This is a genomic window from Undibacterium sp. GrIS 1.2 (assembly GCF_040544435.1).
In the GTDB taxonomy this organism is placed as follows: Bacteria; Pseudomonadota; Gammaproteobacteria; order Burkholderiales; family Burkholderiaceae_D; genus Undibacterium.
Window position 1 is genome coordinate 1 of the sequence record NZ_JBEONP010000039.1, and the last position, 24,450, is coordinate 24,450.

The following is a 24,450-nucleotide window of genomic DNA, read 5'->3' on the forward strand; positions in this document are numbered from 1 at the left end:
CCAATACTGGGATCGGCGGCATTACCCCGAAACAAAAGCTAGCACTTGCCGCTTAGCCTCTACTTATCGGCCGCATTAAAAATGGGGGGATTACCGTCAATCTGCGCATACTGTTTGAATATCCGCCAGAGATACGCAAAGCGATCTATACGACGAATGCTATCGAATCATTGAATAGCGTCATCCGCTCGGCTACAAAACGTCGCAAGCTATTTCCAAGTGACGACTCAGCACTCAAAGTCGTCTACCTTGCGATTGCACAGGCATCAAAAAAATGGACGATGCCCATTCAGAATTGGCGTATGGCGCTGAATCGATTTATGATTGAGTTTGGTGACCGTATTCAACAATACGACCACTAAGTTGTTCCGTGGCATTTACACAGAATTTCTTACAGGCTCTGCTTTTCTGGCCGGAGAATTTAATATTTACTTTTTCGACATGATTGTTGATGACAATTGGCTTCAGTTTTAATGTTCTTGGCAAGCTCTTTTGTCAACGCTTTGCGTTTCTCTCAGTCCATTACAATGTCTATCGGTAAGTTCCTCGTTTGAGGTTAATAGACCGCGGACATTTACACAAATTTATTTACAGGCTCTATTGCACTTGAAAAAAATAGAGTAACAAAATTTTTGTTCGTGCTAATTCTTATACTAATTCCATCCCTTTACCAGGCAATCGCCGCAAAACTAACGCCGACGTCCTATATCGGGATCATCACTTAGATATGCGTTTTATCACTCCAGCCATTCCTTCGTTGCTTAAAATTTCCCAAGTCCGTTTACTTATTCTTCTACGATGATCGGCATTCAATAATGCTTGCAAGAGATGTGCTGTCAATAATCCTAAACTCAATTGAGACTGACTTCTCCCAGCCTGAAAACCTGGCGTGAGTATTTTATGTAGTCGGACTATTTCTAATGCCTCGGTAGTCCTATCAAACAGTTTTGGGTATTCTGATTTGCCATTGGATTCTATCCAGGCCTTAAAACTATCTTGACCAGTTAAATAAGGATTTGGAAACTTTTTTTGTAGATCTATGCGTTCGCGATAGATCATGCGTTCCAGTGGACTGATCTTATTTCCATTGGCAAAACTGCCAAAATGCCACGAAACCTGGCTCAACGGATCAGTACTTAAATTCTCTGTTACTGTGCTATACCAATTAACCAGATCGGTAACTGTTTGATTTCCTGTTGCGTTCTTTTTTGACATGGTCATGTGTGCTCCACTGTCAAAGCCTGTGAAGTGATAAAAGCCTAATGACTCTCCGTTAACCAATACTTGATCTGGTACTTTGCCGGTTAGTTTGCGTGTTGTGAGATTCCATGGGGCGACGTTGAGTCTTGGTGATCGTAAAATACACACCCCTTCAAAGAACGCAGGTGCCAGATCAACCCAGCGTTGATCTGTAAATAAGCCGTTTGGAATATCCGCTCGACAAAAATAATATAAACGTTCAGCCCACCATGCTGCAAAAGTCTTGCCAATTTCGGTTACATTAACAGCAAAAAAACCTAAATTATAAATGCCGTGTTTCAGGCTACAAATTTCATTGTCCATCACTGATGCGACAGAAGACTCAGGCTTCAGCTGATGTGGAGTCAATGCTAGATTACAGTTTTCAAGCGCTGTTATAACCTCATCTAGCCGGGAAAACAGCACAGTATCCGGATCGAGATAAATTACGCCGGCACAGTCGTCACGATCCAACAGGGTTTTTAGCATAAATGGTTTGATCGCTGTCGAAAGTTCGACAATATTATGACAAAAAGACCAACCCATAAAATCAGGTATACCCAAACTATCTGCCGGATGAATTTCATCAAAAGGCTCTTTGGACAAATCTATTTCAGGTGGAAGTTGATCGGACAATGCCAAGTGAACGACCCATTCTGGATGCCATTGTTTAATGGATTCTATTAATACTCGAACTTTCGGAATGTAATTACATGCAGCACTGGTAAAAACGTGTATTTTTTTCATGCTAACGCGCTCAACCATATAACTTCTTTCTTTTTTAAGGCTATTTGCCGCCAAAAACATTGTAGTTCATCCAGTATTGTAGCGGGTTGCATCGAGCTCAGGACCAATCCGTTCTCGTACGCTTTGGCTAGGTCTGCGGGAGCACCAAAGTTAAAGCAAGCAAATGGAACACCCATATCGACCAATTCATGTGAGACGTACGAGAAGGTTTCTGCCCAAATTGAGGGTAACAAAAATACGTTTGCTCCCGATTCTTGAACGATGCGACTAAGTTCTTTTGGATGATATGGACCCGTGATATCAACAATATGGCTGGGAACTCTCGCCTCTATCGCGCCGATAATAGTTATTTTTATATTTGAATGTCGTTTTTGGATTTCACGTGCCAATCCGTTGACGATTTCAGCACCTTTATGCTTACCTATCATACCCACTACACCAATATGCAGTTCCTTTGAATGAGATATAGAGATTCTTTTAACTGATGTATGAAGTGCATGCGGTTGTACTCGCCAATTATTTTGAGGAACGTCAGGATATGCCCGTTGTAACAGGCGTTTGGACGCTTCGGAGAATAATCTTACTTCATCTGAAGCGATAAGCAATGCCGACCAGGCGAGACGCCATTGGCGTATGTCTCTGATGTTGCTGACAGAGACGAATCCGTCAGTATGCTCGTTAATGCAACGCTGACATTCGTTAATGCCTGGAACATCACAAAACGTGCCTTTATCATTAATCAAAAAATGGCTAGGGCAAATGGCAAAGTAATCGTGTACAACAACCTGTAATTCACAATGCATATGCTTTCTTAGAGTGACTAACATCTTGACTACGCTAAGTGGCTGTCTGAACGATACAGCACAGTTATAAAGGATATGGTGTATTTTGGCATGCCCTAGCAAATAGACAAACGCTTCTATAGATGTAATCGAATAACGTATTGGTGATCTACCGTCAAAGAACTCAACAAAGTATTGCAAGCTAGCGATATGAAAGCCTAGCATCAAAACATTCTCATCAGAAGCGAGCCGCTCAGCAATATGTCTCTGGCGATATATATTAGCACCGCCTCCCATATCATGATCAATCACTACAGCACAGGGGCGTGATTTAAGTTGATGAATGAGTTTTTTCCAAATTACTGAGTCTAGCGCTTTTGGTTTACCCGAGTTGTAACGTAAAATCTTATTAACTACCGCTTTAGGGCCTGAGTTTTTCAGCAATAGCAGAGATTTTTTTGCTAAAACAGCATAGTGAGCTACCTTGCTAAGAGCGTTTTCATGCTCCTGACGCTGAGTGAAATGAACTGGTGTCGTGAGGATGCTGTTATCCGATAATTCCCAACGTAGCTCTATGCTTGAAATTTTTTGCTCACCTGTCTCTGCTAGTAATAAAAATCCAGCATCACTTGCTTCCGGTATGACGTGGTATTTTTTACGAACGTCATCCCTACGTTGACCATAATTAGCGTCAAGCTCAATATTTGCCTTTATTCTATCGAAGTGCAAGACAAGCACAACTTTACGTATGTTTAGTCCTGGCACAAAACCCCAGCCATACGCAAAAATTTGATTTTCTCGAATTAAAACGTGATCAACACCATGTTTTAACATTAGCCCCCCTTCTTGTCTTATCAAGATAAGAGTTGCGCCAAGCATAAGTAGTTCATAAAATAATTTGGTGTAAAAATCTAATGAAAGAATTTTTACGCTCCCGCAAGACTTAGTACCTCATCAACGGTTGTAATGCCCTGCCACACCTTAAGTATGCCATCGTCGCGCAGCGAGCGGACATTGCTTAAGCGTAAGTAACGAACGATATCTGCTTCACTCGCGCCTGTCAGAATTTGATGTTGCAAAGTAGCGTCGACCTCGAACAGTTCATAGATCGCTACGCGACCGCTGAAACCGGTCTGATTACAATTACGACATCCTACGGGACGACGTAATTGAGGTTTCCTGACAAGCTCGTCGCTCCAATGCTTCACACCTTCCAGTAAAACTCGATGGGTTTCCTGACTTACCTCTGTTGGCTGCGAACAATGTTCGCACAGGCAGCGGACCAGGCGCTGAGCCATGACACCTTTAAGGCTCGATCCTAACAAAAATGCTTCAATTCCCATATCGACTAGACGGGTAACTGCACCTGCAGCACTATTGGTATGCAAAGTTGAGAATACTAAATGGCCTGTTAATGCTGATTGCACGGCGATTGCGGCAGTTTCCTGATCGCGAATTTCACCAATCAACACTACGTCTGGATCATGTCGTAAAATGGAGCGCAAAGCAGCGGCGAAGGTAAATCCAATATCAGCATTGACCTGAATCTGAGTAATATCTTTTAACCGATATTCGACCGGATCTTCTACAGTAATAATCTTGTTGAGTCCATCATTACCGATATCTAGGGCGGTATACAGTGTCGTGGTTTTTCCTGAGCCGGTCGGTCCGGTAACCAATACGATACCGTTCGGCATCTGGATCCAGCGCTTAAACAATGCTGCGTGATCTGGCATCATGCCTAGATCTTCAAGATGGTAGGGTTTGCGGTCTTGGCGTAACAAACGCATTACTACAGACTCACCCATTGCACCCGGCAGTACCGATACACGGACGTCAAAAACTTCGCTATTAACGCGCGCTGTCATGCGACCATCTTGTGGTAATCGACGCTCTGCAATATCCAGCTGAGACAAAATTTTGATGCGGCATACCGTCGCATCAAATTTATCCAGTGGCATACGGCTCAGTTCTTGCATTACACCGTCTACCCGCAAGCGAACCGCAAACTCGTATTCACCTGGCTCAACGTGAATGTCTGAGGCACGGCGTGTTACCGCCTGGGACAACACCGTGTTTACTAGCTCAATGATTGGCCCTTCTTCTGCTAGCTCGCGCAAATGTATGACGTCGCCGGTTGCTGCCATCTTTGGTTCGCGTCGTTCCAGCGCAGCATAAAATGCTTCAAAGGTGGACGGGCGTATCAACGAGTACTGTAAGACAATATCTGGCGGCGACTTAAGTCGTAGTACTTCTTGTACGTTGGCGCTGATTGCTTCTTTTGCTGCGCATTGTGTAACGTTGGAATCTTCTTGTTGCCAGAGAATCATACCCTGAGCCTGGCACCAGTGAGACAGCAGACCCCATTGATTGATCGTCGGTTGAAAGGTGATTTGTGCATGATGTAAGTCATCATCGTTTACCAGTGGCATGCCGCTATGCAGGGCCATTTGCTTATAAAGAACATCTTCTGACAATGCTCCCATCCGTACCAGCAGCGCTGGTAGCGGGGTGAATTGTTCCCGTTGAAGCAAGCGCGCATTATTCAGCGTCTCTGGAGGAACGATCGCATTGGTTTCTAGAAATTGTTCAAAGGAGATAAAGGTACTCATTACCAGATCAAATTTATTTATTGAGGGTTAAAGCCCAAAGGAGCTATTTAGTTGCAATTTTTATATCATTTGTAACGCTATACCATTTACCCCCCGCTCGTACCACTAACAGCAACTCGCTACTTTTCGCCAGTTTTATTGTGACGCGAATATCAGCCTTACCCATATTCGGGATTTCCTGTGCTGCTAACACGGCAGATTCACCTTTAGCTGTAGTCGCATTTAAAAGTAAAAAAAATTCTGTGCCCGGCAATTCACTCATTAGGTGAAGTGGAATTTGACCTGCGGGAGCTATAGCGGGATTGTCTAGCAATAAATAATCGGATTTTACTAGTTGAGTTTTACTTACAGGTGGTTTGAAAATGGCCAATACTTTTTCGACACTATCCGCTTTCAATAGATCCGGCATGAGGCTCTCTAATGATGTGCCTGGTACACCGCCAACGCTAATTTGTGCTTGAGTCGTTGTTGCGAATGATAGTGCTATAAGTGTAACAGCGAATATTCTATAAATATGGTGAATGTCTTGGTTGGAAATGCGGGTCAAATAAAACATAAACATTTCGCCTTTTGTAAGAGCTTGAACAACGTAGTGAAATTAACTTACGATATTGTATACCTTGCCACTACTAAGATCTCTCGAATTATCCTTATCTGTGAATAATAATCACAGAAACAAAAAAGGGAGGCTTTCGCCTCCCTTTTTTAACTAACTAGAAAGATTATTTTTTCAGGCCAGTTTGTGCATCTTGATCTTGGTATTGACCTTCAAGAGCTGGTGCACGATCAGTTGTGCCATCAAAGTCAACGCCTTGGGTAGAGGACGCTTCGATGAAGTTCTTGCTATCTGGGTTGTACAGGTAGTTTTGTACGCGCAGGGAGCCTACACCCTCAGCTGTAATACGCAGACGATCACCAGCACCGTTAGGATTAGCTACTGGTTGAGCTGCGCCTGGTGTTACGGATACTGGTACGTTAGTTAACAATGCGTTGATTGCAGTTGCTGTCATATTGGATACAGCGCGTGGAGCCAATGAACCCAATGTACCCCAGTTACCATATGTACCGTCAGCGTGTATTAATTGAGCATACACAACTGCTGTGTTCACTTCGCTTGGGTTGATCAGACGAATAACGCTAGTCCAGTTACCGCCAGTGGATGGTGTTGCGTAGTTACGTACATCAATCTTTACGCCACCGCTTAATGGGAACAGTGGACCATTGCATGAGTTGTTTTGCTCAGGAAACGGCAACGCGCCTGGAGCTTTTGTCAACACTGCAGTAGCAGAAAAAGTCGATGTAGGAATAGCTGCTGTTGCCGCTGAAACGTCGTAGCAAACATACACCGGGTTAGTACCTGTTGCTCCGAATGCTGCATTTACCTCTGTACTTGCCAATGACAATGTTGCGGTAGTGCGGTCAGTGCTATAAACAGCTGGGTTTGCAACGTTAATGGTACCTGCGCACGTCGCTGAGGATGACAAATAAGCATTGCCGCCAGCTACGAAGCCTTTAGGCGCACTGACAGTCACGTCGAAAGATTTAACTTCAACTGCACCCGTAACGCCAACTGCAGTTGTAACGCCTTTAACACCTGCAGGAGCTGTGACAGCATCAGCTAAGATATATGGCTTGGTCAAGCCGCTATCGTAGCCGTTAGCTTGTTGTTTCAAAGTGGCGTTACCTAGATTCAACAAGGTTGGAGTGATCAATGTTGCGCTAGTGCCGCCGGCTACACCAGTAGTAAATTTAGTGTTACCTGCAGCTGGATCAACTTTAGCTGGACCAGCGGTAGACGTTACCGCTACAGTAATATTCGTTGGGAAGCTCATCAACACGTTATTGTTGTTGGAACCGGCACGAGCACTTTCATCTTCAAACGCACCGTTGATACCATTCACTGCTAGAGTCGTGCTGCCTGGAGCAACGCCCGTAAAATGCTTGACTTTGAATGGCAATTGAGTCGAATTCTTGTCGCATGCTACTACTGAGCCTACCACGGAGAACAAGTTATTCAAGCTCGATTGTGTACCAGTACGGTTGAATGACACAACTGGTGTTTTGTAAACCTGGCCATCTTGTGGAAAAGTCAAAGTTACAAACAAAGTAGAACCGTCTGCGCTAACAGAAGGTAACACCGGCGCGCCAGTTGGTAATATTTCAGTCAGGCCGTCGGCCTTAAAAACTCTAATAGAACCGGCAGTTACGGCTGCTGGATCCCATTGACCGCCACCAGTCAAGATCAATTGCACTTGCATTGTCTGGATCTGGGAAGCTGTGTTCAAGTCACCTTGGAATGCATATGACGCTTCTGGTGCTTTAACGTCTTGTGTATTCGCTGTAATAACTTCACGTGCGATTTGCGGGTTGGAAGATGCAACGTTACCTGCAGAAGCTACGTTAGCAGCAAAGGCTGCCACTAGGCTAGCTGCCAGGATACTTAGTTTTTTTTGATTCATTTGAATAGCCTCTCTAGAAAAGACATTTAGTTGTTACTTAAATAAAATGTACAACGTACGTTTAATACAAATACTTGTCATACGAGTACTCATATGACTAGCCGAGTCGGATTAGATCATGTTTTTACAATTACAGCAAGTTACTCTGCGCAAATAAATTTAAAACCTAATTTTAGGCAACATTTCCTCCCCTATAGGTCATATCTGTAAGATCGACAATTCTATAGTATGCTGAGGTGGCGGTTAGTGCACGTGATTCTTAAAATTTGTGCGAATGGTTGTTGTTACATGGGTACATATGATGGTTTAAATCATTGATTTCTGCTTTTTGGAAATGGATTCTTGCCTAAATGGTCATTGATCGTGAGGTTCGTATTACTGCAATGCAATAGGTGCGTTTCGCCGGATGAGGGTCGGTCTGATCTTTTGCTGGATACAATCCTAAGCAATTTACTCCTTGTGGCTATTACTCACTCGCTTAATGAAATACAATTCGATATTTTTTAAAGTCATATATTGTCAAATTTGTGCCTACGTCGGACGCAGTCGCTTTGCGTGTGCAAACAGTTGGTTTGCCAGTTAAATACTTTTGATAGGTATGTCATTTTCTTGAATTGTTAAAGTCACTATGCCTGAATATCGTTATCAAGCAACTGAACCTCAAGGCGGTATCGTTAAGGGTGTTCTTACTGTTGAAACAGAGGCCGAGGCAATGTCGCAACTGCAGCGGCGCGGCTTAATGGTATTTGAGATGCAGCAAGCGGCTATTCCCAAGTCGATACGATTATCTCAGCCAAAGCGAGCTGGAAGAGACGCATTATTGGTTGTATTGCAAGAGTTGGCTACGCTGCTGGATGCTGGTGTGACACTTGCGGATGCTGTGGAGAACGTAGCTCGGGGCTACGTCGATTCTCCGCTGGGGGTTGCCTTCACTAAAATTTATGCCCAGCTACGTGGGGGTGTAGCTTTCTCCAGAGCGCTGATTGAGGCTGATTTACGGTTACCCAACTATGTTATTGAGCTTTGTAAGGCAGGAGAGTCCACGGGTAAGTTGGCAGGCTCTCTGCGATCCGCAGCTGAGCAGTTAGAGCTTGAGCAGAATTTCCAGCGTGAAGCGCGTAACGCGTTAATCTATCCCATGGTGTTGGTTATTAGCGGTTTTTTGGCGACGCTCTTGGTGTTTGTATTTGTTGTGCCGAAGTTTGCAAATATTTTAAGTAATCCGAAAGCAGATATTCCGCTTTTGTCTGTTTGGGTGTTGGCGACAGGCATGTGGTTGACAAAAAATAAGTTGCTGTTGGCGGCGATAGTCGTCGGGGCTGGCATCGGAGGTTATCTGTTAGTCCGTCAAGAAAAGATACAGCAAAATCTTTGGAATTGGGCTGCTGGACTGCCCGTTATTGGTAGCTGGATCATGCATACTGAAATGGCTCGCTGGAGTTCGATGTTTAGCGTGTTATTACAAAATCATGTTTCGATATTGGAGGCACTGGCGCATGCACAAAATGCTTTGCGTGGTGATGTGTGGCGACAGAAGGCGTCGTTAATTCTAGGTGACGTCCGAGGTGGTAAGACTCTTGCAGAGTCGCTGCAACTACATCAGTTTATTGACGCTACCGGCGTAAATCTCGTGCGAGTTGGTGAGCGGTCGGGCGCATTGGGGAAGACGACGGCTTCCCTAGCAAACATGCATCGTTTGCATAGTCAGCAACAGATGAGGCAATTTTTAATTTTGCTCGAACCAATAACCATATTACTAGTCTCAGTTGTGCTGGGCGGTATTATGATTTCTGTTATGTTGGCGATTACTAGTTTGACAAATGTTATTTAAACAGGATTGGTGTAGAAATTACTGTCTCGTATTGAAAAGACATCGAGCCTGGGCAAAAAGCCAGTTTAGATGTTACTTGTCCTGATGACACACAGCCGAGTGTGAAAGCTCTTTGCGCGCACCGACTAGGCTCTTCTCATTTTCAAGTTTGTCCGAGAGGACATATGAGATGACCAAATATTGTGCTGAAGCTTGGTCGTCCTTGTTGGAACGAAATGCGACTGGAAGTTGTGCGTAGACTGCGAATTTAATGTCGTCGTTTTCTCTCCTGTGTGAGAGTAAATATCACAGATAAATGTTATAAAGTTCTGTTTTGAAAGGGTGTTATGTGTAGAAAATTATGGAAGCAAAGTAAAACTAGACAATCGGCAGGTTTTACCTTGCTGGAGATGTTGGTGGTGATGGTGATCATTGGTTTGTTAGCTGGTTTGGTTGGGCCGCGTATCTTCGGAAAAGTAGATTCTTCTAAGGTGCAAACTGCGCAAACACAAATCAAAATGCTGGAGAGTGCATTAAACATTATGCGACTCGACGTAGGACAAGTGCCTCCTCCAGAACAAGGGCTCCAATGGCTCTTAACACCTCCCTTAGATCCAAACCTGCAACCGTTATGGAAGGGGCCTTATATTGAGGGAGCAATTCCTCTTGATCCATGGAGTAATCCATATCAATACAAAGTTCCGGGCATTGATAACAAACCGTATTCCGTGTATTCGTTTGGTGCTGACGGTAAAGCAGGCGGAGAGGGACTGAATGCAGATATTGGCCTCGGCACCCCAGCGAGATAATTAATTGGATTTAATGTTTGCATTTTAGCAGAGTACTTTTTGTGACGATTTTATCTCTTCGACATCAGGTTGGCCCTGATTGTCAACACCTTGTTGCCAAGCGGGAGATTGCGCGTGGCTTTACTCTGATCGAAATGATGGCAGTCCTAACGCTGACTGCTATCATGGCTGGCGTAGCAGTACCTGCTATGCAAAGGTGGTTTGATTCTGTTTCCGAGCGTGCACAATTGACTGAGATATCGATACAGTTTCAACGGCTGGCATCTCGAGCAGCATTGTTGTCCGAAACGGTAAAACTAAGTAAAGTAAATTGGATGAGTAAATTGGGCGACGGTACTGCCGCGCTTAGTTTGCCGGACGGCTGGTCTATTGCGAATGGAAAACCCGTAGTTTTTTTTCATAGCGGGATATGTGAGGGTGGAATTATTGAACTTATAGATCCGCAAGCACGCAAGGTGAAATTGAATATTGAGCCCGTCAGTTGTGACGTTAGTATTATTAGATCATGAATGCATTTATGCCGGCGATGTCCCAAAACAAAGTGAGCCTCATTCAATCGCGATCACTCAATGGAAAGCAGTTTGGCTTTAGTCTGTTGGAGATGATCGCAGCACTAGCTATATTGACCATAGGTTCAGTCGTTTTATTTAGTTGGCTTGGGCAGACGATGGGGCAGCTCAACCGCTTTCAATTGCAGGAAAAAGAATCTCTGGCAAAAATACAGGCGATTGATTTTCTTTCTATACAAAATCCTGCGTTAGCTCCAGACGGTAAGCAGGTATTCGATTCTTTTAATATGGAATGGCGCAGTGAGCCCGTTGCGGAGGTAAGAGATGCCGTGTCACCTTCCGGCGGTTTGGGCCTATATCAAATGAGTATGTACAAAGTTCAAGTGAAAGTACGCGACAAAACAGGCCGTACATGGTTTGAGTTCCCATTGAGACTGGTTGGATATAAGCAGGTTCGCCAGCCAGCAGCAGCGACGCCATTTTGATATGTTAAGTCTGAAACATGCCTATTTGGACGAGTGTGATCCTGCGTTTAGCAAAGCGATTCCTAGTCTGAAACAAGATGGGCTAACCTTGATTGAGTTGCTAGTCAGTCTAGTGATCTTAGGGTTTGTCGTCGTGATTATGTCTGGGGCATTTTTTCAAGTTGCGCAAGTGGTGCGCATTGCTGAAACCGTCAATGGCCAATTTCAGTCCCAATGGATACGTATTAACTCACTTAATGACCTAGTCGGCAATCTTGTATTGCCTGAGAATGTAGAGAAACCATTCCAAGGCGATAGCAATGGCTTTGAGGCTTATTCTTTATCTATGCCGAAAAATGATTGGGGTAATCTGCAACAATTTAAGACGAAATTAAGCCCTGCTAAACAGGGCAAAACTGATTTGCTTGTTATCGTAGGTGACGCGCAACCGGTGGTTATTGGTACTTGGGATATGCCCATTCAACTGGAGTATCTAATGCTAGACGGAACCACCTCATCAATTTGGCCTCCACTAGGAAAAGTGATTGATGACATGCCTCGCGGGATTATTGTGCGAGCTACTTCGGGTGACCGATTGTTGCAGACAATTGCTGTTTATGATGGACTGCGTAAGGTTGAGCCAAATACAAAAAATGAAATGGGTAAATTGCTCGGGGTAGATGTGAAGTGATTAGGGTGTTTCATGTTATTGCTACCAAAAATAAGAATGGGTTTGCATTAGCTGCCGTGTTGTGGTTGTTGGCTGGACTCACCATATTGGCAGCTATGATTAGTCAATCCAATCAGATACTGGCGGAGCGTCAAGCTAAGCTAAAACAGCGCGCTGACGCCGAGCAGGCATTTTTATCTAGTCGCAGCGATGCGTTGTATTGGCTCTCGACTAGCAAAGCGACAGAAGGTGGCTTTGGCTGGTCTGGGCAATATTTGCGTGTTGACAGCAGAGGGTATGCTGCTGCGGATAATAGCACTATACAATTTCAAGATGTACGAGGATTATTAAATTTAAATCGTCCAAAACGGAATCTATTGTCAAGGCTACTGGTTAGCTGTGGTGCCGATGAGTCTCAAACAGACGCGTTGATGGATGCGTTAGAGGACTATTCTGAGCCAGGTAAATTGAAGAGATTAAATGGTGCCAAGGATTTTGAATACTCTATGGCTAGCTTACCACCGCCGCGTGGTGCACCGTTATTGGCTGAGCCAGAGATATGGAGCGTCTATGGTTGGCAAAAATTACACCTAATATGGGATGAGCGCCACTGTTTTGAAGATGTCACTGTTTGGGGGGATAGTAATTTTAATCCAGGTACTGCAACAGCTAAGACTCTTGCAGCGTATGGACTGACACCTGAACAAGTAGCTACTGTTGATAAGGAGCGCGCAGTCGGCGAATCGACTACGATCAACGCTCTGCAACAAAGCAATCAGGCAAATAACTTTTTAGGTTTGCCTGACGGAAGGTATCCCGCACGAACTTTGCGAGTTACTCATTCTATGCCTGGTATGTCATGGGTTCTCCGTTATGAATTAAAATTGCGGTCCAACTCTGAAGGTGCTCCTTGGGAGATATCTTCACCTCGCCGAATACCATTGGCTTCGGTTATTATGCCGACTGGTCGTGCCGAATGGCCAAAAATCGACCAAATTTCTGATACGGACAAGAATGCAATTACGCAACCGATACTACCTTTCTGACTTCGCCGAATCTTCCAGCTCGTCCAAAAACGATGCTGCCAGAGAGAAGCCCTTTATGCAGTCGAGTTGGATTAAACCATTATGGATAATGCCGCGTGCCTGGTGTGTTACAACTTCATTGAAAGCTAAAGGCGTGCCTAGTCACAAAACAGCGGCGCTTGTGCAATTGCATTTAAGTCGATTGGTTCCTTTTGCAGATTGTGGTGTTTATGCCTGCCGCTCAGGAGATTGGGTGCATCTTTGGTTTTGGGAAAATAGGCATGTTCGGGAATTTTGTACTAAAAGCGGGCTGGACTTCGCTTCTCTTCAACTTGTTCCAGAAAGTGTGTGTTTTCCAAAACGTAAAGATGGCGCAGTTGTTTATCAATGCAAAGAAGGCATTGAGGCGCAGTTATGGCACCAGGGTATCTTGATAGACAGTGCCTGGTGGCCAGACAGAATTACTGTTAAGGAATGGGATGAGTGGCGTCCTACCTCTGCTGCCGGAGCGGGCGATCGCACTCAACTTGTAAGCTGGCCGGAAAAAATGCCGGCATATGTTACGCCCGTTGAAGTGTTGCCTGTCGTTGATTCGGCGCGACTTGCAGAGCCATGGGGTCGCAATGTCCTAGGTGCCCAATGGTGGCATATCGTCAAAGATTTTCGTGTTGATATGCTACTGGTACTCGCCGGGGGGCTTTTGGCGGGATTTGCCGCGTATTTATTCATACAGTGGTGGTCTTTACAGGCTTTGCAAAAGAAGATCGAAGAAAAAATCGTCACATTGTCGGTACGTGTTGATCCTTTGAACGACGCTCGCAATAAAGCAATGTTACAACAACAATGGATTGATAAATTAGCGGCACTACGCAATCAGGATGGAATTCAGGACATGCTGAAAAGTTTGCAGCCTGTTCTGCAGCAACAAGAAGCTGCTTTGCGTGAATTCGAGTATCTCGATGGGGAGTTGCGATTAATGCTCGTGCCGATTAATACGGAGTTAAACATTGTTTCGTTGATACAAGATATGGAGTCGCTGCCCAAATTACGCAATATACGGTTGTTGCCGGATAGCGATGTAAAAGTCGTCAGAATATCTGCGAAGATGCAACGCTTTGGGAAATCATCTGGTGATCTGCTGGTTTTGGGGCAAATACAAAAACCAGTTGAGCCGCTCAAAGCTGATCAATCTCCCTCGATAAATAGAAGCGGCAAACGAGAAAAGGGGGAGTGAAATGAAAACTAGTGAACGTTTTTGGCAGTTGGTTGGCATAGTGATGTTGATACTTGTTGCTTATGGGCTTGCTGAGTTGTATGACGTAATTGTGATACAACAAAAACAGTTAGAAAGTCAGAATCAATTATTGGGTCGCCAAGAAGGTCTGTTGAAGAACAATCGATGGCGTGAGAATTTGCAAGATGTGCAAAAAGTGCAAAAAGCTTGGGTCGAATTTTTACCCTCTGAAAAGTCGCCTACTTTTGCTAAAGCGAGATTACTGAGTGATATTCGTGATTTAGCTAAGGATGCGAGAGTTGCTAATCTTGTAGTGACGGCTACCGATGCTGAGAACGGCGATAAAACTGGCCTATCTGCCGGAGCGTATGGAGCAAAACAACCTTATCAATCTAATGACGATAAAAATAAGCTTGATATGTTACCTTCTGGCGTTCAGATGATCAAGTTGACGGTGACAGGTCGGTTTGACCCGCTGGCATTTACCAAACTATTGCATTCTCTGGAGGAGACGCAGCGATTTACTGTTATCGAACGAGCAATAGTTCGCGGAGCACAGATGGAAATTGCTATTCGCTGCTATTGGCGTGTTGATACTACGCTTATTAAAGATAAAACAGACATTCAATCTATATCGAAGGCACTCTGATCTGAAATGCTTATGTTAAATACAAAGAAATTTTCTAGCCAACAGTGGGTCGCTATCATTTCTATAATTGGGTGTGCAGTTGTCGGTGCTTTATTAGGTCGGTATGTTTTATTTGATTCTTTGACCCAAATGCGGAGTGAGAATGAACGAAAACAAGCGCTGTCAGATCCTGCTTTTATAGTGCCAGCAGCTCCTCCAGAAAAAGTGAAAAAGGACGAAATTCTGAGTGCCGAAGATGCGTCAAAAGGGAGCGTAGATCCGGGTGAGCTCCGTGTTTGGGAAGTTACGGTTCGGCAGCCACTACCTCCAAGGAAGGAAGCCTTGACGCCGCCTCGCTGGAGAATAGTTGGCGTGACCTCTGTGGGGAATGAGAAAAGTGTACTCCTTTTGTTTGAAAATCAACCTGCGACAGAGATTAGAAAAATTGGTGAGAAATTACCCGGTGGTGCCAAGATTGTTGAGATCGCCCAAGACCAATTAAAAATTTCTTTGAATGGCCAACTTATGAAACTGAATTTACGTAAGCAATGAAAAAATCTTCTTCCCGACTTAATACAAGAATTCTGGTGAATCGTCTTGTCCCAGTTTCTGCGATAACTATGCTGTTATTTTTATCTGGCTGTGCAGATCCAAAACTGAATATTCCTAAGAAAATAGAATTTGAACGCAGCTCACAACTAAGTTCAGCGTCCTTATTAGGGGATGAGCAAATAAAGCGTAAATATTCAGAAACTGATACCCCTAAAATGCCATCGATAAAAAATGGGAGTAGTAAAAATACTGCTGTTGTATCGGGCGATTCTACGAGTGAGAAGTCTGAGTTGTCAGTGTCTTTTGATCAGATGCCTTTGCCGACATTCATTCAAGCTGTATATGGAAGTGTTCTCAAAGTAAATTATTCGATGGATGGTGCAGTAGCTGCAAGAACTGACTTGATAACCTTTCACACCCCTAGACCACAATCGCATAGTCAAATGGCAGATCTTGCCAGAATGCTATTGAAAAGTTACGGTATTGCTGTTCAGGATTTCGGTGGAGTTATTCGACTCGTGCCTGACACCGCATCTAATAGCTATTCTCCCGCTATCCGCCGTGGTCGAGCGCAGCCTGATACTCCTCCTAGCTTGCGACCTATTTTTCACTATGTAGAGTTGGATGCAGTTAGAGTTAGTGACTTTAGTAGCTTATTACGTACGATGTTTGGTAATAAAATTCAGGCTCAAGACGATTTACCTAGAAACGCATTGTTATTAAGTGGCCAGCCAGAAGATATCTCCGCCGCAATGGAAGTGATACAGGTTTTCGATCAGCCAATTATGCGAGGTTTGCGTACTAAAAGAATTAGCCCTGTCTTTTGGACCGCAGAGGAATTCGGTAAACGTTTAGTGGAGGTATTATCTGCAGAAGGTTATTCAGCCAGTACTTCATTAGGAGCTGGAACGCCAATTCTTATTTTGCCTATTGCACCAATTAATAGTGTCATTATTTTTTCGTCGTCAGAAGTGATTTTAAACCATACTCTCCAGTGGGCTAAAGACTTAGATAAGCCGTCCGACAATCAGGCTGGGGGAGCATTTTTTACCTACCCTGTCAAATATGCGGATGCGCAGGCACTGGCGAAAACTTTATCCGAATTGATTGGCGGAGGCAGCAGCAGTACAATCGCGCCAATTGGATCTACTGCCGCACCAACTACATCGACACAATCGCCGACGTCTTCTCGTGGAGCATCAAAAATAGTTGTTAATAACGCAACAAATAGTTTGATTATTCAAGGCGGTGGCCCTGATCAATATCGGCAATGGATGGCATTGCTGGCAGAGCTGGACAAACCAACGAAGTCCGCACTAATCGACGTGATGGTCGCTGACGTATCAGCCGGAAGTATAAATACTCTTGGGGTAAACTGGAATTTTCGCAATGATGCAGCAACAGGAAACTCAACTACAAGTAGCCCTCGAGGAACTGTTACTTCAGCTTCTGCGGGGGGGGGGGGGTTAGTTTTTAGTTTTTTGAATTCTGCAGGATTGTTAAGAGCAGATGTATCCGCATTGGTATATGCATCGGGTGGTCAAATTTTATCCAGTCCTAAATTGATGGCGCGTAACGGTGAAACTGCGACGATTCAAGTTGCCGATGAAGTTCCAGTTTTGGCTAGCCAAACGGTTACGCCAGGATTTCTTTCGGGGACTACAACTACTCAAACTGTAAACTATCGTACAACCGGTATGATTTTGAAAGTCAGGCCCGTCATCAATTCTGGCAATAGAATTGACTTGGATGTTTCTCAGGAAGTGAGTAATGTCAAACAAGGGGTTTCCGGCGGGCTCCCTTCGCCAACGATTAGCACGCGTAAAGTGGATACTAAATTGACTTTGAGAGATGGTAGTACAGTCATGTTGGCCGGTCTTATTTCGAATGACAATTCCTCCAGTGATTCGGGAGTTCCTTTACTTAAGGATATCCCAGGTATTGGTAGCTTATTCAAATCAGAAACTTCCAGCAAAAATAAAAGAGAACTTATTATTCTAATTACTCCTTACATTATTAATGATGATTTTGAGGCGGAATCCATTAGTAACGCTTTTCAGAGTTCTTTGGGTGATTGGGCTAAAGATTTGAAGGAGAGGACTGATCTGCGTGCATTGAAACGCACACCATCTCCCAACGATTCTGCAACGGATATTGTCCCGGTTAAGACGCAAGACACTATCAATCAATCTGTGGTTGAGCCAACTCGAAAAGAGATGATGTCTGATGATGTGCCAGTTGAGCACAGTGAGGGACAGCTTCAGGGGAAGTTAGGTAGCAAAGAATCTTTGACTGATAAAGACTCTTTAGATTCTTCGGAAGTAATTATGAGTAAGCCCGAAACACCAACGCTACCTTTATCAGTACCGAGTGGGAAAACGGAAGCGAGTAAAAAAGCCAAAACAAGTACTTCAAACACAAAGCCGGTTCCTTTGTTGCCAGGAACAAAGTCGGTTGAAAATGCGGATCTGCTAGAGGAATTAAGAGGTGCTGTCGAGAAGCGATAATAGAAAAGGGCTGCAATTAAGCAGCCCTTATGTTTTGCAGCGATATGGTTGAATTTTTTACCTGCAATATTTGCTCAGATTCTAAATTACGCCCTACTTGCACTCGCTCAAATTAGGTTTGCACTCCCATATTTTGAACGATATGCTGAGACTGCGGCTTTATGTTCAATCATTTGAATATCTTTATCTAAGGACAGGTAGTCAAATAAATCGTCTAAATTACCGATAGATACTACGGGCATCTCATATGATTTACTAATTTCCTGTACAGCCGAAAGTGAAGATAGAGCATCGTCTTTTCCGGATCGCTCCATACGATCAAGCGCTATTAATACTGCACACGGCGTTGCGCCCGCTGCATAAATCAATTCAACTGATTCTCGCACTGACGTGCCCGCTGAAATAACGTCGTCGATGATGACGATTTTGCCGGCGAGTTTGGCGCCGACGACGGTGCCGCCCTCGCCGTGATCTTTTGCTTCTTTGCGGTTATACGCAAACGATACATTACGTCCCCTGGCAGCCAGCGCGACGGCAGTGGCGGATGCAAGTGTAATCCCTTTATATGCAGGGCCAAATAGCATATCAAATTCTATTCCGGAGTTGATCAGCGTATCTGCATAAAAATTGGCTAACTTCCCAAGGTTTTCCCCATCACTGAACAGCCCAGCATTAAAAAAATAAGGTGACTCACGGCCAGCTTTTGTAATAAAGCTGCCAAACTTAATCACTCCCGATTTCACTGAGAACTCTATAAATTTTTGTCTTAAATTGGTCACTATTTCCTCAACATATTATCTGAACGGCTCATCCCATTAGCTCGCTAATTTTTTCTTTAATAGTTCGTTCACCTGAGCTGGATTGCCTTTGCCTTTGGTAGCTTTCATCGCTTGGCCTACCAGTGAGTTAAAGGCTTTTTCTTTACCTGCGCGATATTCATCAACGGATTGTTGATTGGCCGCCATGACTTCGTCTATGATTTTTTCTAGTGCGCCTACATCGGAGATCTGTTTAAGACCTTTGCTGTCGATGATCTGATCTGCCAAGTTGATGTCAGAGGATACTGCTTGCCACATGGCTGCAAAAACTTCTTTGGCGATTTTGTTGGATATCGTGCCATCGGTAATCCGTTGCAACAGCAATGCTAATTGGCTGGCCGTGACGGGAATGGCGCCGATATCGATATTTTCACGGTGCAGGGTGGACGATACGTCGCCCATCATCCAGTTTGCGATTTGCTTGGCTTGTGCTGCTGGATTGCCGTTGGCGTCAATAGCACCTGCGGCCATAATTGCGGCCTCAAAGTAGGTTGCGGTGGCTTTTGACTGAGTGACGATCATGGCGTCGTACTCGGAGATGTTGTATTGCTGGATGAGGCGTGCACGCATGGCGTCGGGGAGTTCTGGCATTGTTGTTCTTACGCGCTCTATCCAGGCGGCGTCGATCTTCAACGGTGGCAAATCGGGATCTGGGAAATAGCGGTAATCTTGTGAATCTTCTTTGCTGCGCATGGAGCGTGTTTCTTTGCGATCTGGATCGTAGAGACGTGTCTCTTGTACGACCTTGCCACCGTCTTCGATCAACTCAATCTGGCGGCGTACTTCAATGTTGATGGCTTCTTCCAGAAAGCGGAATGAGTTGAGATTTTTGATCTCAGCGCGCGTGCCGAATTCTTTTTGTCCGGCCAGACGCACTGACACGTTGGCATCGCAGCGGAAAGAACCTTCTTGCATATTGCCATCGCAAATATCCAGCCACATGACTAGTGAGTGCAGGGCTTTGGCGTACGCGACGGCTTCTGCCGCGCTGCGCATACAGGGTTCGGTAACGATTTCTAATAGTGGTGTACCAGCGCGATTCAGATCTATCCCTGTCATGCCCTGGTAGTCTTCGTGCAGCGATTTTCCGGCGTCTTCTTCTAGGTGGGCGCGGGTGAGTTCGATGACTTTTACTTCGAATTTTCCGTCTTTTTCGACCACGCAAGTGACGCTGCCGCCTTGTACTACAGGGATCTCAAATTGGCTGATTTGGTAACCTTTAGGCAGATCAGGGTAGAAGTAGTTTTTGCGGGCGAAAATAGATTCTGGCGCAATGACCGCACCAACGGCTAAGCCAAACTGTATTGCTTTTTCTACAGCAGCCTTGTTCATTACCGGCAGTACTCCAGGTAATGCCAGATCAACGGGACTCGCTTGTGTATTTGGCTCGGCGCCAAATTGGATGGCAGAGCCACTAAAAATTTTTGATTGGGTTTTGAGCTGTGCGTGAGTCTCAAAACCGATGACGACTTCCCATTGCATGTTGAATCCTTTTTTCGTTCATTTGCATGAATTGCATTAATTTCTTTTGCACTACCGGTCGGCTTGATTTTAATAAGCGACTTTGATTACAACTTATTTATTCATCGTAGCGACATTGACCGCTTTTAAGATTGACTGTCAGTGCTGTAAAGTTCACCCTTGATCCGCATAAGGCGGGGCATGTAGGTTTGATTTGCAAATCATTTCCTACACGTTCTAACCGAATGCTGCAATTGAAGCCGCGATCAAAATCATATCCACGTCGTGTGCGTGCTGCACGCGCATCTTTTAAGCTGATTCGCCAGCCCTTCTCAGTCACTTCTGCCTGCGGGTCATCACTGAGATCGATGCTGCATTCATTGCCGTGGTTACTTCTGAACAAACTGGATTCCCACTGAAATGTTTTAATCACGTTGCCCTCAATGCGGATATGCGCCTGATCAGCGTAATCCAAACGTTCACCACCATTAGTTTCTTGCTGCACCAAAGCGCAGGAGAAATTAGCTTCCAGTACATCGGTCTTAGACGATTGCTGTGCTTTTGCCGTAGTCGCCGATGTCACTGCTGCTGGTGTCGCCGCCGATAATGTGGGCTTTTCTGTCTGCGCGAAAGCGCCACTGCACGCGAGCAAAAGTGTTGGAACAAGAAGCGAGCGGATTGATTTCATATGGGCGCTTTTTGATGCCAGTCAGTCGCCAATTGGAATTGGTGTGCGACATTCAGTAATTGGGCTTCTTTAAAATAATTACCAATGATTTGTAGACCGACGGGGCGCAGGCTATTTTTTTCACCTTGTCCAAAACCACATGGAATTGACATGCCAGGCAAGCCTGCCAAACTGGTCGATAAAGTAAAAATATCTGCCAGATAATTAGCGACAGGATCATCTGTTTTATCGCCTAAATCCCATGCAACAGTGGGCGCCACAGGCCCCATGATGACGTCACATAGCTCAAATGCAGCCTTGAAATCTTGCGCGATTAAGCGCCGTATTTTTTGTGCCTGCAAATAATAGGCGTCGTAATATCCGTGCGATAAAACATAAGCACCAACCAGGATACGACGTTTGACTTCATCCCCAAAACCTTCGGCACGCGATTTTTTGTACATGTCGTTAAGATCTTTGTAATTGGCTGCACGATGGCCGTAACGCACGCCGTCGAAACGGCTTAAGTTCGATGATGCTTCTGCCGGAGCGATAACGTAATACACCGGGATCGACAGTTCAGTTTTTGGTAAGGAAATATCGACTAAGACGGCCCCTAATTTCTCATATTCGGCGAGTGCAGCTCGGACGGCTTGTTCTACATCTTTTGCTAAGCCTTCACTAAAAAATTCACGCGGCACACCGATACGTAAACCTTTTAAATCTCTGTTTAAATCCCGATTGAAGTCTTCTTTTGGTCTTTCTAAGCTGGTTGAATCTTTTGGGTCAAAACTCGTCATTACATTGAGTAGTAGTCCGCAATCTTCAGCACTTTGTGCGATGGGACCGCCTTGGTCTAGTGACGAGGCGAAGGCAATCATGCCGTAACGAGAGACGCTGCTATAGGTTGGTTTAATCCCGGTTACACCACAAAATGAGGCCGGCTGGCGGATCGATCCGCCAGTATCAGTTGCTGTTGCCGCTGGCGCTAAACGTGCCGCAATCGCAGCGGCTGATCCGCCCGAGGAACCGCCAGGTACTGCACGTAAATCCCAAGGATTTTTAACCGCGCCAAAAGCAGAATTTTGATTGCTGGAGCCCATCGCAAATTCGTCACAATTGAGTTTGCCTAGTGTGACCATACCAGCTTGATTAAAATGTTCTACTACTGTTGCGTCAAATGGACTAGTGTAGTTTGCCAGCATGTTGGAACCTGCGGTAGATCGCCAGCCACGCGTAACAAAAATATCTTTGTGCGCAATCGGAATGCCTGTAAGTACAGTGGCATCACCATTGGCTAAACGTACATCAGCCGCTGTGGCTTGTTGCAAAGTTAATTCTGGATCAACATGCAAAAACGCATTCAGCTCACTAGACTGAATTCTACCCAAATAATGCTGCGCCAATTCAGTGGCGGAAATCTGCTTGCTGTGCAGCATGGCAGACAATTGTTTTAAAGAGTGCTTATGCATGTTCTGAAATATCCTGATGATTCTCGAAATAAGTCCTAATTTTTTTCTAAGACGGCTCTACGGCTACTCTAAGACCTTAGGTACAAGATACAGTCCGTCTTGAGTTGCCGGCGCAACTGCCTGGTAGTCGTCGCGACGATTGGTCTCACTGACGATATCTTCTCGCAGGCGCAATCCTAGTTCTGGCATTAACGCCGCGATTGGATGGCTGAGTGGCGTGATGCCGGTGGTGTCAACAGCTTTGAGTTGCTCAACCAGCGAAAAAATGCCATTCAGTTTGTCCAGCGTGCTGACGGTTTCTGATTCGGATAGTTCGAGTTTTGCTAAGCTGGCAATTCGCTTAACATCGGATAGGTCTAGTGACATGGCTAAATCGCGTAGTGCGCGTAATGGGTAAATAAAAGTATCGAATTGTAATAATAGATGGTGATAACAACTCTTGTAGATAGAAGCAAATGGAAACAAAAGCAAAATTTACAAGACTAAATGTCGGTTAATGTTGCCAACATCGGTAAAAAATCCATTTTCAGTAGATATGGTAGATAGCCTAATATTCCTAAGATTATAAGGTAGAATATAGGGTTAATACCTCATGAAGCTCTGAAAACCTGCTGCGCAGCACAATATTGCGTTTGTGAAGCCTGCCTTATCTTCGAAATACGATAAAGCTGAGTTTCTCGGCCTGCATTGAAACGCTTGCGAGGGTTTTGAGGGCTTCTTTGCTTATGGTGATTCGTCATTGTTCATCATTATTATTCGGCATAAGTATAACGCTGAGCTTAAAGCAAGATGCGGTTAGACAAATTCGCGCAGAACTGCTGCGCATGACGACAACACAAAATACAGGATTCTTACATGTTTGGTTTTTTTCGTAGTTACTTTTCTAATGACCTGGCAATTGACCTGGGTACAGCAAACACGCTGATTTATGTGCGTAACCAAGGTATCGTATTGGATGAGCCATCCGTTGTTGCCATTCGTCAGGAGGGTGGTCCTAACGGTAAAAAAACCATCCAGGCTGTCGGTCGGGAAGCCAAGCAAATGCTGGGCAAAGTACCTGGCAATATCGAGGCTATTCGCCCGATGAAAGACGGCGTCATTGCTGATTTTACGGTGACTGAGCAAATGCTCAAGCAGTTTATCCGCATGGTGCATGACACTAAGTTTTTTAAGCCTTCTCCACGTATCATCATTTGTGTGCCTTGCGGTTCTACCCAGGTAGAGCGCCGCGCGATTCGTGAATCAGCTTTAGGTGCAGGTGCTTCTCAGGTGTATTTGATTGAAGAGCCTATGGCTGCGGCGATCGGTGCTGGTTTGCCTGTATCTGAAGCAACAGGCTCTATGGTTGTAGATATTGGTGGCGGTACTACTGAAGTCGGGATTATTTCTCTAGGTGGCATGGTGTACAAAGGTTCAGTGCGTGTTGGTGGTGATAAATTCGATGAAGCGATTGTCAATTACATCCGTCGCAATTACGGTATGTTGATCGGCGAACAAACTGCTGAGGCGATCAAGAAGGCAATTGGTTCTGCGTTCCCCGGTTCTGAAGTTAAAGAGATGGAAGTGAAGGGACGTAATCTTTCAGAAGGTATTCCACGGTCATTTACTATTTCCAGTAACGAAATCTTAGAAGCGCTGACTGACCCTTTAAACAACATTGTCTCCGCTGTAAAAAACGCGCTGGAACAAACTCCGCCAGAATTGGGTGCTGATATTGCTGAAAAGGGCATGATGCTGACAGGCGGTGGTGCATTGCTTCGTGACTTGGATCGTTTGCTGATGGAAGAAACGGGCTTGCCCGTCATTGTCGCCGAAGATCCACTCACTTGCGTAGTGCGTGGCTCAGGAATGGCGTTAGAGCGCATGGATAAGCTGGGATCTATTTTCTCTTACGAATAATTTCCCTAAGTGGTGCGAGACTAGGTGCAATTTGCTCCTTGCTTGATGTCGACATTTTATCGACGAGTTTTAGTCCGAACTTTTAT

The 24,450-nt window shown here is 44.8% G+C and carries 21 protein-coding genes and 1 pseudogene; 12 read left to right on the top strand and 10 right to left on the bottom strand.

Features of this window, described 5'->3' with window-relative positions:
- Nucleotides 1–98: 98 nt before the first annotated feature.
- A pseudogene (locus AAKU61_RS15830) lies at nt 99–362 on the top strand (transposase); the annotation flags it as partial.
- Between the two features lie 355 nt (nt 363–717).
- Here AAKU61_RS15830 and AAKU61_RS15835 read toward each other — a convergent pair.
- The 5 genes from AAKU61_RS15835 to AAKU61_RS15855 all read right to left on the bottom strand — a co-directional run bounded on the left by AAKU61_RS15835 (nt 718) and on the right by AAKU61_RS15855 (nt 7,839).
- Nucleotides 718–2,004 carry a glycosyl transferase gene (locus AAKU61_RS15835; protein WP_354333797.1) on the bottom strand — a complete coding sequence of 429 codons (1,287 nt, stop codon included), beginning with the start codon at nt 2,002–2,004 and terminating at the stop codon, nt 718–720.
- Complete coding sequence (locus AAKU61_RS15840) at nt 1,983–3,647, bottom strand: glycosyltransferase (protein ID WP_354333798.1); 1,665 nt, start codon at nt 3,645–3,647, stop codon at nt 1,983–1,985. Before AAKU61_RS15840 ends, AAKU61_RS15835 begins: the two co-directional genes overlap by 22 nt.
- Before the next feature lie 47 nt (nt 3,648–3,694).
- Nucleotides 3,695–5,380: a GspE/PulE family protein gene (locus AAKU61_RS15845; protein ID WP_354333800.1), complete on the bottom strand. Its 1,686-nt coding sequence runs from the start codon at nt 5,378–5,380 to the stop codon at nt 3,695–3,697.
- Between the two features lie 43 nt (nt 5,381–5,423).
- Nucleotides 5,424–5,936 (bottom strand): hypothetical protein, encoded by a 513-nt coding sequence (locus AAKU61_RS15850; protein WP_354333802.1) that lies wholly within the window; start codon nt 5,934–5,936, stop codon nt 5,424–5,426.
- Nucleotides 5,937–6,102: 166 nt separating this feature from the next.
- The gene (locus AAKU61_RS15855; protein WP_354333804.1) at nt 6,103–7,839 is read right to left on the bottom strand and encodes a hypothetical protein; all 1,737 of its coding nucleotides are present in this window, start codon (nt 7,837–7,839) and stop codon (nt 6,103–6,105) included.
- A 628-nt stretch (nt 7,840–8,467) separates the two neighbouring features.
- Between AAKU61_RS15855 and AAKU61_RS15860 the strand changes: the two genes are divergently transcribed.
- From AAKU61_RS15860 to AAKU61_RS15905, 10 genes are all read left to right on the top strand, one after another.
- Nucleotides 8,468–9,670 (top strand): type II secretion system F family protein, encoded by a 1,203-nt coding sequence (locus tag AAKU61_RS15860; RefSeq protein ID WP_354333806.1) that lies wholly within the window; start codon nt 8,468–8,470, stop codon nt 9,668–9,670.
- 326 nt (nt 9,671–9,996) lie between these two features.
- Nucleotides 9,997–10,458 (top strand): type II secretion system major pseudopilin GspG, encoded by a 462-nt coding sequence (gene gspG / locus AAKU61_RS15865; RefSeq protein ID WP_354333808.1) that lies wholly within the window; start codon nt 9,997–9,999, stop codon nt 10,456–10,458.
- A gap of 41 nt (nt 10,459–10,499) precedes the next feature.
- The gene (locus AAKU61_RS15870) at nt 10,500–10,967 is read left to right on the top strand and encodes a pilus assembly FimT family protein (RefSeq protein ID WP_354333810.1); all 468 of its coding nucleotides are present in this window, start codon (nt 10,500–10,502) and stop codon (nt 10,965–10,967) included.
- Nucleotides 10,964–11,452 carry a PulJ/GspJ family protein gene (locus AAKU61_RS15875; protein WP_354333812.1) on the top strand — a complete coding sequence of 163 codons (489 nt, stop codon included), beginning with the start codon at nt 10,964–10,966 and terminating at the stop codon, nt 11,450–11,452. The genes AAKU61_RS15870 and AAKU61_RS15875 overlap by 4 nt, the downstream gene beginning before the upstream one ends.
- A 1-nt stretch (nt 11,453) precedes the next feature.
- Entirely contained in the window at nt 11,454–12,122 is a 669-nt protein-coding gene (locus AAKU61_RS15880) for a type II secretion system protein (RefSeq protein ID WP_354333814.1), read from the top strand.
- A 95-nt stretch (nt 12,123–12,217) separates the two neighbouring features.
- Entirely contained in the window at nt 12,218–13,147 is a 930-nt protein-coding gene (locus AAKU61_RS15885) for a hypothetical protein (protein ID WP_354333816.1), read from the top strand.
- Nucleotides 13,116–14,360, top strand: coding sequence for a hypothetical protein (locus tag AAKU61_RS15890; protein WP_354333818.1), 1,245 nt, complete (start codon nt 13,116–13,118; stop codon nt 14,358–14,360). Before AAKU61_RS15885 ends, AAKU61_RS15890 begins: the two co-directional genes overlap by 32 nt.
- Before the next feature lies 1 nt (nt 14,361).
- Nucleotides 14,362–15,009 (top strand): hypothetical protein, encoded by a 648-nt coding sequence (locus AAKU61_RS15895; protein WP_354333820.1) that lies wholly within the window; start codon nt 14,362–14,364, stop codon nt 15,007–15,009.
- A 12-nt stretch (nt 15,010–15,021) separates the two neighbouring features.
- Nucleotides 15,022–15,540, top strand: a complete 519-nt coding sequence (locus AAKU61_RS15900; protein WP_354333821.1) for a hypothetical protein — start codon at nt 15,022–15,024, stop codon at nt 15,538–15,540.
- Nucleotides 15,537–18,047: a secretin GspD/PilQ domain-containing protein gene (locus AAKU61_RS15905; protein ID WP_354333823.1), complete on the top strand. Its 2,511-nt coding sequence runs from the start codon at nt 15,537–15,539 to the stop codon at nt 18,045–18,047. Before AAKU61_RS15900 ends, AAKU61_RS15905 begins: the two co-directional genes overlap by 4 nt.
- A gap of 107 nt (nt 18,048–18,154) precedes the next feature.
- On the opposite strand, the gene pyrE is transcribed toward AAKU61_RS15905, so the two are convergent.
- The 5 genes from pyrE to gatC form a co-directional block, all read right to left on the bottom strand.
- The gene (pyrE, locus tag AAKU61_RS15910; RefSeq protein WP_354333824.1) at nt 18,155–18,826 is read right to left on the bottom strand and encodes an orotate phosphoribosyltransferase; all 672 of its coding nucleotides are present in this window, start codon (nt 18,824–18,826) and stop codon (nt 18,155–18,157) included.
- A gap of 36 nt (nt 18,827–18,862) precedes the next feature.
- On the bottom strand, nt 18,863–20,347 hold the full coding sequence (gene gatB / locus AAKU61_RS15915) for an Asp-tRNA(Asn)/Glu-tRNA(Gln) amidotransferase subunit GatB (protein WP_354333826.1): 1,485 nt from the start codon (nt 20,345–20,347) through the stop codon (nt 18,863–18,865).
- A 97-nt stretch (nt 20,348–20,444) separates the two neighbouring features.
- Complete coding sequence (locus AAKU61_RS15920; protein WP_354333828.1) at nt 20,445–21,014, bottom strand: hypothetical protein; 570 nt, start codon at nt 21,012–21,014, stop codon at nt 20,445–20,447.
- Nucleotides 21,011–22,465: an Asp-tRNA(Asn)/Glu-tRNA(Gln) amidotransferase subunit GatA gene (gatA, locus tag AAKU61_RS15925; RefSeq protein ID WP_354333830.1), complete on the bottom strand. Its 1,455-nt coding sequence runs from the start codon at nt 22,463–22,465 to the stop codon at nt 21,011–21,013. The genes AAKU61_RS15920 and gatA overlap by 4 nt, the downstream gene beginning before the upstream one ends.
- 63 nt (nt 22,466–22,528) lie before the next feature.
- A complete protein-coding gene (gene gatC / locus AAKU61_RS15930) occupies nt 22,529–22,831 on the bottom strand; it encodes an Asp-tRNA(Asn)/Glu-tRNA(Gln) amidotransferase subunit GatC (RefSeq protein WP_354333832.1) in 303 nt (100 codons plus the stop codon).
- 489 nt (nt 22,832–23,320) lie between these two features.
- Here gatC and AAKU61_RS15935 point away from each other — a divergent pair, with 489 nt between their 5' ends.
- Entirely contained in the window at nt 23,321–24,364 is a 1,044-nt protein-coding gene (locus AAKU61_RS15935; protein WP_323492742.1) for a rod shape-determining protein, read from the top strand.
- The last annotated feature ends 86 nt before the right edge of the window (nt 24,365–24,450 follow it).

Bases quoted from the DNA above. Each gene is read 5' to 3' on its own strand.
- AAKU61_RS15835 (WP_354333797.1), bottom strand. From the start codon at position 2,004: ATGGTTGAGCGCGTTAGCATGAAAAAAATACACGTTTTTACCAGTGCT.
- AAKU61_RS15840 (WP_354333798.1), bottom strand. From the start codon at position 3,647: ATGCTTGGCGCAACTCTTATCTTGATAAGACAAGAAGGGGGGCTAATG.
- AAKU61_RS15845 (WP_354333800.1), bottom strand. From the start codon at position 5,380: ATGAGTACCTTTATCTCCTTTGAACAATTTCTAGAAACCAATGCGATC.
- AAKU61_RS15850 (WP_354333802.1), bottom strand. From the start codon at position 5,936: ATGTTTTATTTGACCCGCATTTCCAACCAAGACATTCACCATATTTAT.
- AAKU61_RS15855 (WP_354333804.1), bottom strand. From the start codon at position 7,839: ATGAATCAAAAAAAACTAAGTATCCTGGCAGCTAGCCTAGTGGCAGCC.
- AAKU61_RS15860 (WP_354333806.1), top strand. From the start codon at position 8,468: ATGCCTGAATATCGTTATCAAGCAACTGAACCTCAAGGCGGTATCGTT.
- gspG (WP_354333808.1), top strand. From the start codon at position 9,997: ATGTGTAGAAAATTATGGAAGCAAAGTAAAACTAGACAATCGGCAGGT.
- AAKU61_RS15875 (WP_354333812.1), top strand. From the start codon at position 10,964: ATGAATGCATTTATGCCGGCGATGTCCCAAAACAAAGTGAGCCTCATT.
- AAKU61_RS15880 (WP_354333814.1), top strand. From the start codon at position 11,454: ATGTTAAGTCTGAAACATGCCTATTTGGACGAGTGTGATCCTGCGTTT.
- AAKU61_RS15885 (WP_354333816.1), top strand. From the start codon at position 12,218: ATGATTAGTCAATCCAATCAGATACTGGCGGAGCGTCAAGCTAAGCTA.
- AAKU61_RS15890 (WP_354333818.1), top strand. From the start codon at position 13,116: ATGCAATTACGCAACCGATACTACCTTTCTGACTTCGCCGAATCTTCC.
- AAKU61_RS15895 (WP_354333820.1), top strand. From the start codon at position 14,362: ATGAAAACTAGTGAACGTTTTTGGCAGTTGGTTGGCATAGTGATGTTG.
- AAKU61_RS15900 (WP_354333821.1), top strand. From the start codon at position 15,022: ATGTTAAATACAAAGAAATTTTCTAGCCAACAGTGGGTCGCTATCATT.
- AAKU61_RS15905 (WP_354333823.1), top strand. From the start codon at position 15,537: ATGAAAAAATCTTCTTCCCGACTTAATACAAGAATTCTGGTGAATCGT.
- gatB (WP_354333826.1), bottom strand. From the start codon at position 20,347: ATGCAATGGGAAGTCGTCATCGGTTTTGAGACTCACGCACAGCTCAAA.
- AAKU61_RS15920 (WP_354333828.1), bottom strand. From the start codon at position 21,014: ATGAAATCAATCCGCTCGCTTCTTGTTCCAACACTTTTGCTCGCGTGC.
- gatA (WP_354333830.1), bottom strand. From the start codon at position 22,465: ATGCATAAGCACTCTTTAAAACAATTGTCTGCCATGCTGCACAGCAAG.
- gatC (WP_354333832.1), bottom strand. From the start codon at position 22,831: ATGTCACTAGACCTATCCGATGTTAAGCGAATTGCCAGCTTAGCAAAA.
- AAKU61_RS15935 (WP_323492742.1), top strand. From the start codon at position 23,321: ATGTTTGGTTTTTTTCGTAGTTACTTTTCTAATGACCTGGCAATTGAC.